The 13,268-nt window shown below is 45.1% G+C and carries 10 protein-coding genes; 9 read left to right on the top strand and 1 reads right to left on the bottom strand.

Going from position 1 to position 13,268, the window contains the following annotated elements:
* Positions 1-59 precede the first annotated feature (59 nt).
* Positions 60-923 (bottom strand): AraC family transcriptional regulator, encoded by an 864-nt coding sequence (locus J2Z66_RS12880; RefSeq protein WP_209971818.1) that lies wholly within the window; start codon positions 921-923, stop codon positions 60-62.
* Positions 924-1,163: 240 nt separating this feature from the next.
* Here J2Z66_RS12880 and J2Z66_RS12875 point away from each other — a divergent pair, with 240 nt between their 5' ends.
* The 9 genes from J2Z66_RS12875 (at position 1,164) to J2Z66_RS12835 (ending at position 13,258) form a co-directional block, all read left to right on the top strand.
* Entirely contained in the window at positions 1,164-2,246 is a 1,083-nt protein-coding gene (locus tag J2Z66_RS12875; RefSeq protein WP_209971817.1) for a hypothetical protein, read from the top strand.
* A gap of 665 nt (positions 2,247-2,911) precedes the next feature.
* Positions 2,912-3,253: a hypothetical protein gene (locus tag J2Z66_RS12870; RefSeq protein WP_209971816.1), complete on the top strand. Its 342-nt coding sequence runs from the start codon at positions 2,912-2,914 to the stop codon at positions 3,251-3,253.
* A gap of 315 nt (positions 3,254-3,568) precedes the next feature.
* Entirely contained in the window at positions 3,569-5,746 is a 2,178-nt protein-coding gene (locus tag J2Z66_RS43800) for a helix-turn-helix domain-containing protein (protein ID WP_209971815.1), read from the top strand.
* A 183-nt stretch (positions 5,747-5,929) separates the two neighbouring features.
* Positions 5,930-7,489: an extracellular solute-binding protein gene (locus J2Z66_RS12860; RefSeq protein WP_209971814.1), complete on the top strand. Its 1,560-nt coding sequence runs from the start codon at positions 5,930-5,932 to the stop codon at positions 7,487-7,489.
* Between the two features lie 29 nt (positions 7,490-7,518).
* Entirely contained in the window at positions 7,519-9,180 is a 1,662-nt protein-coding gene (locus tag J2Z66_RS12855) for an ABC transporter substrate-binding protein (protein ID WP_209971813.1), read from the top strand.
* 131 nt (positions 9,181-9,311) lie between these two features.
* The gene (locus J2Z66_RS12850) at positions 9,312-10,271 is read left to right on the top strand and encodes an ABC transporter permease (protein WP_209971812.1); all 960 of its coding nucleotides are present in this window, start codon (positions 9,312-9,314) and stop codon (positions 10,269-10,271) included.
* Positions 10,272-10,288: 17 nt separating this feature from the next.
* Positions 10,289-11,161, top strand: coding sequence for an oligopeptide ABC transporter permease (opp4C, locus tag J2Z66_RS12845; protein ID WP_209971811.1), 873 nt, complete (start codon positions 10,289-10,291; stop codon positions 11,159-11,161).
* Positions 11,162-11,186: 25 nt separating this feature from the next.
* Positions 11,187-12,194: an ABC transporter ATP-binding protein gene (locus J2Z66_RS12840; protein WP_312894531.1), complete on the top strand. Its 1,008-nt coding sequence runs from the start codon at positions 11,187-11,189 to the stop codon at positions 12,192-12,194.
* On the top strand, positions 12,191-13,258 hold the full coding sequence (locus J2Z66_RS12835; protein ID WP_209971810.1) for an ABC transporter ATP-binding protein: 1,068 nt from the start codon (positions 12,191-12,193) through the stop codon (positions 13,256-13,258). Before J2Z66_RS12840 ends, J2Z66_RS12835 begins: the two co-directional genes overlap by 4 nt.
* Positions 13,259-13,268 lie beyond the last annotated feature (10 nt).

Genomic DNA, 13,268 nt, shown 5'->3' with positions numbered 1-13,268 from the left:
AGGCTCTTTCGTTTGTTATGCCAAGATTATGCCAAGCTCCCTCACAAGCTCAAAATGCTTCATAATTTCTCCCGAAACTTATTGGGCGAAATGCCTGTGAATTTTTTGAAGAGGCGGGAGAAATAAGCGGCGTCATCGAACCCGAGCTTATATGCAATGTCTTTAATTTGCAGGGACGTATAGGTGAGAAGCTTCTTCGCCTCGGAGATTTTAAGCCTGTTTACGTATTCGTTTAAGGAGTAGCCGGTATTTTGATGGACGATCCGGCGCAGGGAGGACCGGGAGAGGTGGTTTCTTTCCCAAACCTGCTGTTCATTCCACGGCTGATAAAGGGAATTGGCGATATCATCGAGAACATGGAGGACATATTCCGGCTTTTGACTAGGATAAAAGCTTGAGCGGCTGGCATTCACAGCATAGAATTCAAAGATAAGCGACTCCACCATCAAGGCCGCACGGTCGGCATTGTCCGGAATACCGCTCTCCAGCAAAGCGCCGATAGTTTCAATTTTGTGAATCCACCTGTTGTCCAAGCCAATCTGCATAACGGAGTCTGGCGATATGATGCCAGCTTCCAGCCATTCATTCACGCGGGTCCCTTCAAAGCTGACATAATATTCATCCCAGCTCTCATTGGGATCAGGACCATAGTCGAAGGAGGCCCCCGGCCATTCCCAATACAAACTTCCGGCTTCCAATCTCTGAAGCTGCTGGCCATCTACCTGGAAACTACCCTTTCCACGGACGATGTAGCTGAAGGCCCAACACTCGTAAGAGGCTCCTTTCCGTTTGGATATTCTCCCGGGTAAGTGGCCGAACTGCAGGACGGTAAAGCCTTTAAGCTTTAATTTGGAGCGCTCAATCTTCAAATCTATGACCCGAATGGGAAGGGGGCTAATCATAAAATCCGTAAACTTGGCCATGATAAAGCACCTCCGTGTGTCTGTGCAAGATTGGGTTTCTTGGGCTACTTGCGTTACCTGCACAATAAAAAGAAAAACAAAAATCTGCTGTCTTCATTATACGCTGACCTGAATATATAGTCCAAGCGCATAAATATATGTGACATTCCCTTCATAAGGCTGAATGGGTACATTATATCTAGCAAGCTCTTCACTTAATAAAATTATACAGGGGAACGCTGCCCGGAAGAGAGGGAAAAAGTGATTAAACAAAACGAAAGTAAATTGGTAAAAGGCGTGGCCTACCACGGGAACCGTATATTGCGGCATGTGGAGACAGATATGAGGGGTATTGTAAAGCACCATTTCAACCTGGTCGTCCACATGTTCTCGCACAATGACTGGGATCGTCATCTGAAGATCATGAAGGAAATCGTTCAGATTACCGAGGGGCATGGACTAGATGTATGGATTGATAATTGGGGGCTGGGTGGGCCTCCGGGTGATAAATCCCACTTTCTGGCCTATTCGCCAGGCAGCCATCAGGTATATTCCGATGGAACGGTTGATCCCGTCCGCTCCTGCTTGAACAGCCCGGATTTCCGTAAATTTACCCGGGAATGGATCGATGCCGTGAAAGAGATTGGCGGCAAAAGTATTTTTTGGGATGAGCCGCATCTGGCGGCGAAATCGCTGGACAATGGCAAACCGAAGGATTGGACCTGCTTCTGTGAACGCTGCAAGCTGTTGTTCTTGGAGCAATATGGCAAACCAATGCCCACACAGTTTACAAAGGAGGTTGAGTCTTTCCGTGTATGGTCCGTTGTCGATTACTTCCGGGAAGTTACGAAATACAGCAAAGATAAGCACATGGAAAATATCGTCTGCGTGATGCTAGGTGCTACATTTGGTATCAATCTGGCCACGATCGATGAAATTGCCAGCCTGGATACAGTTGATAACATTGGCTCGGACCCTTACTGGCTTGGTGAAGAGAAAGTTAGTCCGTATGAGTTTGTTTATAAAGCAACTGCGAAGAATCTGCGGATCTGCGAACAATACAACAAAAGACATAATATTTGGATTCAAGGATATGCAACTCCAAGCGGCAGGGAGGAGGAAATTGTGTCGGCGACAGATGCGGCGTATGATGCTGGAGCGCGGACAATACTCGTATGGGGATACCGGGGCAGTGAATCGAACGACTACAGGGCGGAGAATCCCGATATGACCTGGAAAACAGTCGGTGATGCGATGCTGCGCATTACTGAACGGCACCGGGAGGAGAAACGCCAACAAAGCCTGGCTGCTGTCATCAATGATAGTAATAGTAGTGATAATTAACTCGTTTATCGAAAAAGTAGGGGTAACATGTTAGCAAAAACATTTAGCTGGAAAGCTCAGCGAGATGCTTACGGACATCACAGACGCTATTAGGGGCAAAATGATATAATTTGAAATGCTTACGGACACAGAAGCCCCTAATTAGGTTGTTTTCTCCTGTTTTAGCCGTATTCAGGGCCTCATGTCCGTATGTTTTAGAAAAGGCCACATTTCGGCGAAATAGCGGATCTCATGTCCACAACGATTTCGCTCAACTTTCAATGACCTGTCTCAGCTCTATTTCATCATCGGGCTTCGGCCAGAGCTGCTCTGTGTACTCACTCCAACTCCAATTTTCCTCCACTTCTGCTCTATTTCATCATGCACTTACACGGGAGTCTGCCAAAAGGCAGACTCTTTCGTTTCGCCGAAATGAGCGTGTGCTCTACTTAACGATGTTTTTGTGGCTGTCGATTAACTGTGGCCAAAAAATAGATGTGCCAAGCCCTGTTGATTAACATAAATGTTTATTTCCACTACTCTCTTTCCCTACCTATAGCATACATGCCAATAAGAACCAACCATAGGGGACAAAAAGATGCAAAAGTACATCATTTTTGGACCTGAATGCACCCGTACAAGGAAATTGCTGCAAAAGTACAGGATTTTAGGCGTCTCTTGTCCGTTTGAGCGCTCCAAGTGACTATTTTCCTGCACTTTCGCTTTTGCATCAATTCTTGGCCAATATCCGATTTCAGGTGAAAAATCCTGCACTTTTGCAGCATTTACTATGTGTAGAGTCCAAGGCTTTGGCCTCCAAGGCAGGGGGAGCCTCCAAGGCTGCTGATAGGCGAGTTTGGATCGATTTCAGTGGGAGCTTACGTTGTACCCAGTTAATCGACAGCCTCTTTTTCATCGTTAAAGTAGCAGGTCCTTCTCAGCTGCACGCGTTCTTCATCCCCAGCGGCTTGGCCCAAGGGGAAATCTCCAACAATCCAGAGAAAAACCCTTGCTGGCTGTCCGTTTGAGCTTGGTGTTCGTGTGATTCGTACGATTGTAGCTGAGCAGAGGGAATGGCTGTGGGAGGAAGAGCGATAGCGTCCGCCTTTAAAGATTTGTTCCTACCTCCTCATCCTTTCCACTTCAGGGAACAAATCTTTAACAGCGGCTGGAGCCCACAGCCATTCCCTCCGCAACGCACCCAAGCCATGAACACGCACCTCAAAGGACGCCACAAGGCGTCTTTCTTATACCTTGTATGCTGCTTATAACATTGTCCGAAAACAGCGATAATGCTATACTGAGAGCACTTACAAATCAAGGTCAGAGAGGGGGTTATTCTCGTGAAAAGCCGCTATTTTTATCAATTGTTTCTTATTATTTTGTTGATTTCAATCCCTCCATTAATGCTATGGAATATCTATGCGACGAAATCCTTTGCGACACAATCGACTTCACTGATCAATGAGAAGAATGAGAATGAATTGAATCGAACGGGATTTCTTATGAATCGTACCATTAATCAGATCAAGGAAATGGCTATATCGGGGCTGAATGTCGATATTGTGGGCGACCCAAGCGATCCTTCTATTGTGGATCGTTTGAATACAATGGATAAGCTTTCCAAGCTCGTCGCAAGTAATGAATATTTGCAATCGGTTTATCTATACAATGCGTTAGATGGGTCCATGCTGGCTTCGGATTATGGCATTGTGTTTCAGCTCGACCGGTCGGGATACCGATGGATTAAGCAGCATATTCAGAACATGGCGATCAACAAGGATTTACAGATGACGAATACCCGTATGAACAAAAAAGAAAATACATACACCGTATCGTTAGTACTGAATATTCATGCAATTAAGCAAAGGCATCAGTACTTGATCTACAACATCGATATTGAAAAGTTATACCGTGATTTTTTCAGTCGCTTGAATGTTGATTCCACGATCTACAATTATTATATTGTGAACCAACAGGACGAAGTGATTTTCCCACTACCGCCTGAAGCAAGTGACAGTTATGCATCAGACCAGTCTATTCAATATGTGAAAATGAAGTCAGAGCGTTATGTTTCTACGACAAGATATCGGCTGCCAGGATTGCAATGGACTTTAGTTGGTGAAGTCGATACGCGAGCGTTATACCAAGGTGTCGATACATTCAAGAAACGGATGTATTTCTTAACGGTCGTCATTGTCGTTGCTCTGGCAGGACTTGTATTTATAGGCTCGAGACAGTTATACAAACCGATCCTATATTTGACGAAGAGATTCAGACAAGGCTGGCAGCAAGAGTTGGTGGATGTCAGACAGGCGGTAAGGGAGGATGAATTTGAATTTCTTCACTCTACATTCGATCATATGGTCGATACGTACACGGAATTGAACCAGCGGCTTGCGAATAGCCAGAACTTGCTGAACCGGACACAGCTCTACTACATAATTAAAAGTCGGAATCAAACAGCAGATTATGCAGGTATCGGAAAAGCTTTTCAATTGGAAGGCTCTTTTGTTGTTTTCATCTTTAAATTGAATGTAAAAGCGGAATGGTCGCATGAAATGCTTCGTGAAGATTTAGAAAAGCGTTTTGCTATTTCGGAGCATTGTGAGATTTTCAGTGATGAACAGGAGTGCTTCGCGGTTATCCAACTGCCGGATGAGGACTTGAATGGGCTATTGGTACGCGTACTACTACTGATGGATGATGAAATGCTGCAACGAACTTCCATTAGCGTAGGGAATGTTTATCAAGACCTTTCACAGCTGCATGAGTCATACACAGAAGCCAAATATGCTTATCAGGTTGGGCGGATGTACGACACTGAGGAGCATTTTTATTGTTTTAATAAATTGCCGATGGATTATCATAAGCCGGTTATGGAAGAGCTATCGATGGATGTTCTGGAGCATGCCATCCGTCAGCAACAGATGGATGCCTATGCAGCGATGTTGAATCGCTTATTCCGGGATGATACGGGAATCATGGAATACAATACGAACTTCTATATGGTGCTATCCATGCTGCGCAGGATGCATGATCAAGAAGAGGTCAGCTTCCTTCATGAAGTGAATGAGCTAATTGCAAATAATAGCATCATGAATAATGTCACTTTAAAAAGCTTCTTTATGGATCAGTTCAAGCTGTTTGCTCAAGATTCTAAATCTGCAGCTTCCGAGAAAGATCAATATATGAAACGAATTGAGCATTATGTAGAAGTGAATTATCCGGTGAACTTCTCATTGGACGATATATCATGTGATGTTGGCATCTCGAAGCAGTACATTTGTCAGCTTGTTAAGCAACAGTACAACATCACCTTTATTGATTACTTAAATCAATACCGGATCGATCAAGCCAAACTTATTTTGGAAAGGGGTCCAATGAAAATATCAGAGGTATATGCGAAGGTCGGATTTAATAGTTACAGTTATTTTTCCAAAGTTTTTAAGCAGTATACAGGCTTGGTTCCGAGTGAATATCGTGAATTATCCATGAGTCGGGAACGGACAACGAGCTGACGATAACCTGCAATGTAACCAGAAACCCGCGTCATATCAACGTTTTTTAATATAGTGTTGATGATTTTAACATTGTGTTGTTGAAAGATTGAGGCGTATAAGGCATTGTAAAAGTTATGTCGCACCGTTATCCGTTTCATTCTGCAGAGGTTTTAGGTTATTGCAAAGGACGGTGAAACGAATATGAAAAGCAAAGCTTTTAGCATCATCCTTTTGTTGTTATTGCTTATCACTTTATCCGGTTGTCAAATTGGTAAAGGAGTAAAGGGAGGGTTGCCTGCAGCAACTGGCCCAATTATGAGTCCATCGCAATATGGCGAATCTACCGTTGTAGCAATGGCAGTGGCGCATGAATTTATTGCCAACAAAGAATATACCGATCAAGTCCATAAGCGCATTATGAAGGAAACGGGTATAGATCTTCAGATGGTTTATGCACCGCGTGCACAAGCAGCGAATCGGGCAAAGCAAATTATGTCCAAGGGTGAGCAATTGGATATTCTTTATCAAATGACGATTGATGAGGCAGTAGAGTGGTATCGCAGCGGAGGTATTCTCGGTTTGAATGACTTGATTGAGGAAAATGGGCCGAATCTGAAAAAAAATCTGGATCCGCGTCTGTGGGAAGAAGTGACAGTGAATGGACAGATTATCGGTATTCCGGGAGATGCTCCGGTATCATCTCCGCGTATTCTACAAATTCGCAAGGACTGGCTGGACAACCTCGGAATGGACGTGCCTGAAACAATCGATGAATTCGAAGCCGTGTTGGATGCCTTCATCAACAAAGATCCGGATGGCAATGGTGTTCGGGATACAGTGGCTTTAATGGCCGGCAAATCCGAGATTACGGATTTGGAAGCGGTCTTCGCTCCTTATTTCATGCCGCAAGCAATGGAATGGTGGGTAGACGAGGATGGGACATTGCTTCCTCCTGAGCTGCATCCAAGCTATAAACAGCTGCTCTTAACATTACAGCGCTGGTACGACAAGGGGTATATATATCCCTACGAGCTCATTTCTAAACTAGACCAGAAGAAAGAAAGGCTGGGGAAAAATCAAGTGGGTGCAACTGCAGGGTGGTTCTCCGATATGATCTTTGGCGCAGGAGAATTATTACACTTGACTAGACCCAGTGCGAATTATCTGCCCATCATGCTGAAAGGAGAAGGAATCAACCGTGCTCCCAAAGGCAGGCCGCTAGCCACGGTGACGCCGATTTCTTCACATACGAAGGATGCCATTGCCGCGATTAAGCTATTGGATTATCATGCGACTCTGCAAGGGCATGAGTTAATGAGCTTCGGAATTGAGGGAGAAACCTTCGAGAAGCTGCCGGATGGCAGCTATCAATTTCTAGGAAAAGAGAAGGACGAGCTGAAGAACGTACTCTATTATGGTGACTATTCCTTGTTTGATATTCACTATAAGAAAGAGAAGCGATGGCCATTTAGTTCTTGGGTACACCGAACGTACACTAATATCGTGAACATTATCGAGTCTTGGCCCTCCTTCGAGCCAGTTGATGCAGAGGTCCACTATGACGTATTACAGTGGAAGGCTTTGGATCGGCTGCCAGAGATGAAACGATATTTTTGGGAACAAAAGGTACGTATTTTAGTGGGTGAGCTTCCAATTGATGCATGGGACCAAGTTGTGGAGAATTGGCTTAAGATCGGTGGAAATCAATGGATTGCAGACAAGAACAAACAGTTCGAGGCAGTTCGTCCACAACATAAATGATAACGATTACAAAAAAGGGAGGCACTTCCATGAAACGTTGGATGATGACCATGTTATCCGTTGTTATGGTAGCTACATTACTTATATCTTGTTCTTCTAAGCCTAACACTAATCAGAGTCCATCTCCTGATGCTTCTGTGAAGCCAAGTGATAGTCCTGATGGAGGGAAAGCATCCGATGGCATTTTGCGAATTGGAGGCGGCCCACAAGAGAAGTTCCAATCTGCTTGGGGTGACTATGGCGGATTTGTACGTACGAGTCTTTTCCGCAGATTATTGATGCTTGATACAAATATGCAGCCGGTTCACAAGGATTTGGCAGCGGATTACACCATATCCGATGATCAAATGACGTATACCTTCACAATTCATGACGGTGTCAAATGGCACGACGGAGAGCCCTTCACTGCTGAAGATGTTCGCTGGAGCATTCAGACAGCGATAAAATCGGTTTCGATCAACTCCGTATTTGCCGGTGCATTTGGTAAAATTGTCGGAGCAAAGGAATTCAAAGAAGGCACATCGAATGAAGTGCCAGGTCTTTCGGCGGAAGGTAACGTTGTTACCATTAAGCTGACAGAGCCCGTAGGGGCATTCCTGTTGACGATGGCTCAATGGCCGCCATACCCGAAGCATTTGCTTGAGAAAGAAGATCCGCTGACCTTGCATCTGGCAGCATTCTGGGAGAAGCCGATTGGTAATGGGCCTTACAAGCTGACAGAAGTCGTTCCAAACAATTATGCGATTATGGAAATTAATCCCGATTTCTATGGCGACAAGCCGCAAATCGAGAAAATCATGCTTCAAACGTTAACCGAGGATCAGATCGTGACGAAAGCGCAAGCACAAGAGCTTGACTACTATTCCGTTATGGACTTGGCTCAAATGAACGAAATCAAGAAAACAGGCAATTACGATATTCATGAAGTGGATGTTTTGTACATTCGTTATTTGATGGCGAATCTGCAAGGCCCTGCCGAAAGCGGCAAGAAGAATGAGAAGATCGCCGATCTTCGTTTGAGACAAGCCTTGCTGTACGCCATTGATCGCAAGTCCATGGCGGATCAATTATATCCCGGGCAGGCAACAGCCATTCAAACCAAAGTTCCGAATGCATTGCCGGAATTCAATAAGAACACGCAGCCTTATGACTATGATCCGGAAAAAGCGAAACAGCTTCTCAAGGATTCCGGTTACGATGTGAAGGTCCCCCTTAGTTTAGCTTACTTTTATACGGACCAAGCAACGATCGATTTGATTGATACAATAAAATACTACTGGGAGCAAATCGGCTTGAAGATAGAGACGACCCTGCTGCAAGGCAACTTGGTAGAGCTTATTTACGCCAAACGTGATTATGACTTTATCTATGCTGGTCTGTCCGCAATGGCGATGGAAGAAGTTTATGGGATTTTCCACTCGGACAATGCTGCGGCTGCAGGCGTAATGGGCAACAACAAGGAGGCATGGGATTCGGCAGTGGATGCTTTGCGTCGTGAGTCCGACCCTGCCAAGCGTCAGGAAGCGCTAAATAAACTGCAAGAAATGGAAGCGGAATACTTGTGGCAGCTGCCGTTGTTCGCCATGAAGCAATATACGGTCGTGAACAAAAACCGTCTGGAGACAGCCGGTGTCTACGGTAACGAATGGACGAACTATGATCGAAAATTAGGGGATTGGAAAATGAAGTGATTAAGCCCGATACGGCAAGGCGCGGGTATGCCCACGCCTTGCCGTATTTATATCGATGAGAGAATGCTCGCAATGGATAAGCGGGATATTCGCGCCGGAATTTGAATTATGGCCGAGGAGATGATTGACTGATGATGAAGTACTTTACGTTCCGGTTTTTATCCATTATCCCAATGCTCCTGCTTGTAACTGTTATTATTTTTGCCGGCCTGCAGCTTACACCAGGAGATCCGCTTTCTTATATGATCCCGCCTGAACTGCTTAGCTCAGCTGAATTTGACATCGAAGGCTACAAGAAAGCAATGGGACTGGATGCTCCGGTTTATGTGCAATTTTACAATTGGTTCACCGATTTAATGAAGGGTGAACTGGGATATAGCTTAGTGGATGGAACGAATATTGCAAAGATGATCGGGAACCGTCTGCCTGCAACGTTCGAGTTAGCCGTTGCGGCATTGATTATTTCTTCGGTGTTAGGAATTGTGCTTGGCCTATTGTCGTCCATTCGTCAAAACTCCATGTTGGATTATGGGAACACGACCTTCGGAATCCTGGGCATATCGATTCCAGAATTTTTCATTGGTATCCTGGCGATCCAAATCTTTGCTATAAAGCTTGGCTGGCTTCCAGTTAGTGGTCGAATTGGATACGGAGATGTCACGTTCATCGACCGGATCAAATACATGATCATGCCGGCATTGGTACTTGGCATTTCCTTAACAGCGGCGCTTATGCGGTATACGAGAGGCACAATGCTGGATGTACTGAATAAAGATTATGTGAAAACAGCAAGAAGCAAAGGAATACCAGAGTACAAAGTCATTATCAAGCACGCCTTTCGTAATGCGTTGATGCCTGTTGTTCTGCTGCTTGTCTTCCGATTGCCAATGCTTATTGGTGGCACCGTAATCATTGAAAGTGTATTCGGCTGGCCTGGCATGGGAGGTATGATCCTGAATGCAGTATCAGCAAAGGATTATCCTGTCGTAATGATCAGCACAATGTTGGTTGCATGCATGGTTTTGTTAGCCAGCTTTTTGGTTGATTTAATTACGGCCATAATTGATCCACGCGTTCGCTTTGGAGACTGATGAAAAGGAGGAAAGCAATGGAACAGGTTGTGCAATTGAGAAAGCAAAAATCTAGTCTTGCACTTCGAAGCTGGAACAAACTGCGCCGGAACAAACTGGCCATGGTTGGTTTCTCTATTGTTGTGATGATGTCATTGGCTGCCATCCTGGCACCATTGTTAACGAGCTATAATCCGAACGATATCGATCTTGCGAATCGCGCCAAGGCTCCTTCGTGGGAGCATTGGATGGGAACAGACAAAATTGGCCGAGATGTTTTTGCTCGTTTACTGTACGGCGCTAGAATTTCGATTTTGATCGGACTCAGCGGTGCCTTGGGCGGAGCAGTAATCGGCTGTATCCTTGGCTGCTTTAGCGGTTACTTCGGTGGGTGGTTCGATAAGATTATGCTGCGAGTGTCAGAGATTTTCATGACATTCCCCCAAATTGTTTTAATTTTGATCTTGGTTGTCTTTTTAGGACAAGGTTTGTTTAATTTAATTTTTATTTTTGCAATTACAGGATGGACCGGAACATACCGGTTAGTGCGAGGGCGTTTCTTTTCCCTTAGAGAAGAAAGCTACGTTGAAGCCTGCAGGGCATTTGGAATCGGAGAGATGTCGATTATGTTCCGTCATATTCTACCTAATACAATGAGCCCTGTTATTGTATCGGTCACGTTAGCTACAGCTGGATTTATTCTAGCAGAATCAGGACTTAGCTTCCTTGGTTTGGGTGTACCTTCTGGTATTCCAACTTGGGGCAACATCATTAATGCAGCAAAGTCTGTTGATGTGATACAGAATAACCCTTGGCTATGGCTTCCCCCAGGTCTTGCGATCTCTCTGTTCGTTCTTGGGGTTAATTTCTTCGGAGATGGTCTTCGTGACGCACTAGATCCGAACCAATAAGGCATACAGCGAGGGGGATGCAATTGTGAGTGAACAGCATGATTTGATATTAAAAGTAGAAGAGCTAAAGACATCGTTTGACCTTGGCAGTCGTGTCGTTAATGCCGTTAATGGCGTTTCCTTCACAGTGAAAAAAGGAAAAACCCTTGGTGTAGTTGGGGAGAGTGGTTGTGGCAAAAGCGTAACCGCTCATTCTATTCTGCAGCTATTACCGCGTCTCGGTAAAATTAATGCAGGCCAAATTACGTATTATGGCGAAGAGAAAGCTGTCGTCTTGAATCAATTAGAACGCAATGGGCGCAAGATGCGCAGCATTCGGGGTAAAGAAATCAGCATGATCTTCCAAGATCCGATGGCGTCATTGAATCCTGTTTATACAATTGGCAATCAACTATGTGAACCATTATTGCACCATGAGTCGATCAGCAAGAAAGAAGCGGTAGATCGCGCTGTTGAGATGTTGTCATTACTTGGTATTCCAAGTGCACTCACTCGATTGAAGGATTATCCCCATCAATTCAGTGGGGGGATGAAGCAGCGTGTCATGATCGCCATGGCGATGGTTTGTAATCCCAAGCTGTTAATTGCAGATGAGCCGACGACCGCTTTGGATGTAACCATTCAAGCGCAAATTCTGGAGTTGATGAAGAATGTACAAAAGCAATTCAATACGTCCGTCATATTAATTACCCATAATATGGGCGTCGTATCCGATATGGCGGATGAGGTTGTGGTTATGTATATGGGGAAAATTGTAGAGTTCGGTACGGTTGAACAGGTATTGAGTTGTCCTCAGCATCCCTATACCCGTGCTTTGCTTCGCTCTGTACCTGTATTGGGCATTGGAAGGAGTAATCGACTGGAAACGATTCGCGGCAACACACCTGATCCATCCGAGATACCGGAAGGCTGCGCCTTTGCTCCACGCTGTGATTTTGCAACCGATCAATGCCGCACAGCTCCTTCGCAAACGGATGAGGGTCAGGGTCATCTCGTTCGCTGCTGGAACTTGGAGGAGGTGCGTAAAGGATGACAACTGAACAATCAAAGCACACCGAACAGAAAAACCAATCGGATCCTGAGACGTCCAAGCAAGATGGAATCATACTCGATATTCGCAATTTGAAGAAATACTATCCGGTCTACAAAGGTTTCCTGAAAAAAGTAGTTGGATATGTTAAAGCGGTTGATGATGTTAGCTTGATCGTACGTAAAGGAGAAACGCTTGGTCTCGTTGGCGAGAGCGGGTGCGGGAAAACAACACTAGGTAAAACGATTGTGCGGCTGCATCAGCCTACAGCAGGTGAGTTACGCTATCGTTTCAAGAATGGTGAGATGCGAGACATTCTAAAGCTGAATCGCGAGGAGAGCTTCCAAATTCGTAAGAAGATTCAAATCGTGTTTCAGGATCCCTATTCATCATTGAATCCGATCAAAACGATCTATGAATCTTTCGATGAACCGCTTCGCAAGCATAATATGGGGAATATAGCAGAGCGCAAAGCGATTATATCCCGCTTGCTTGAATCTGTGAATCTGCGACCTGAATATATGTATCGCTATCCGAATGAATTCTCAGGGGGGCAGCGTCAAAGAATTTGTATCGCAAGAGCGCTATGTATTAATCCAGATGTCATTGTTTGTGACGAACCCGTTTCTGCGCTAGATGTATCCATTCAAGCACAAGTGCTTAACCTGATGAAGGATCTGCAGCAGGAATTTAAGCTGACGTATATTTTCATTGCGCATGACTTAAGCGTCGTGGAATACATGAGCGACCGCATTGCGGTCATGTATCTTGGGCAAGTAGTAGAGCTTGCAGAATCAAGTGCGTTGTACTTGACACCGAAGCATCCTTATACCGAGGCATTGCTGTCCGCCGTGCCAACGCCTGATTTGAACAAGAAGAAGGATCGCATCGTACTTAAGGGGGACGTGCCGAGCCCAGTGAATCCGCCTAGTGGCTGTCGCTTCCATACACGCTGCCACTTGTGCCAAGACATATGCCGAACTGAAATGCCTACCTTGCGTAAAGTTAAAGGCACGGACGATCACTTTGTATCCTGTCATTTGGTAGAGACGGAAGATGCGACATAGTAATTTCGAG

This window comes from Paenibacillus eucommiae, assembly GCF_017874215.1.
GTDB classification, from domain to species: domain Bacteria; phylum Bacillota; class Bacilli; order Paenibacillales; family NBRC-103111; genus Paenibacillus_AI; species Paenibacillus_AI eucommiae.
This window is presented reverse-complemented; position numbering and strand designations above follow the sequence as displayed.

What these genes read in the sequence shown, in the direction of transcription:
- J2Z66_RS12880 (WP_209971818.1), bottom strand. Translation starts at nt 923, where the DNA reads ATGGCCAAGTTTACGGATTTTATGATTAGCCCCCTTCCCATTCGGGTC.
- J2Z66_RS12860 (WP_209971814.1), top strand. Translation starts at nt 5,930, where the DNA reads ATGAAAAGCAAAGCTTTTAGCATCATCCTTTTGTTGTTATTGCTTATC.
- J2Z66_RS12855 (WP_209971813.1), top strand. Translation starts at nt 7,519, where the DNA reads ATGAAACGTTGGATGATGACCATGTTATCCGTTGTTATGGTAGCTACA.
- J2Z66_RS12850 (WP_209971812.1), top strand. Translation starts at nt 9,312, where the DNA reads ATGATGAAGTACTTTACGTTCCGGTTTTTATCCATTATCCCAATGCTC.
- opp4C (WP_209971811.1), top strand. Translation starts at nt 10,289, where the DNA reads ATGGAACAGGTTGTGCAATTGAGAAAGCAAAAATCTAGTCTTGCACTT.
- J2Z66_RS12835 (WP_209971810.1), top strand. Translation starts at nt 12,191, where the DNA reads ATGACAACTGAACAATCAAAGCACACCGAACAGAAAAACCAATCGGAT.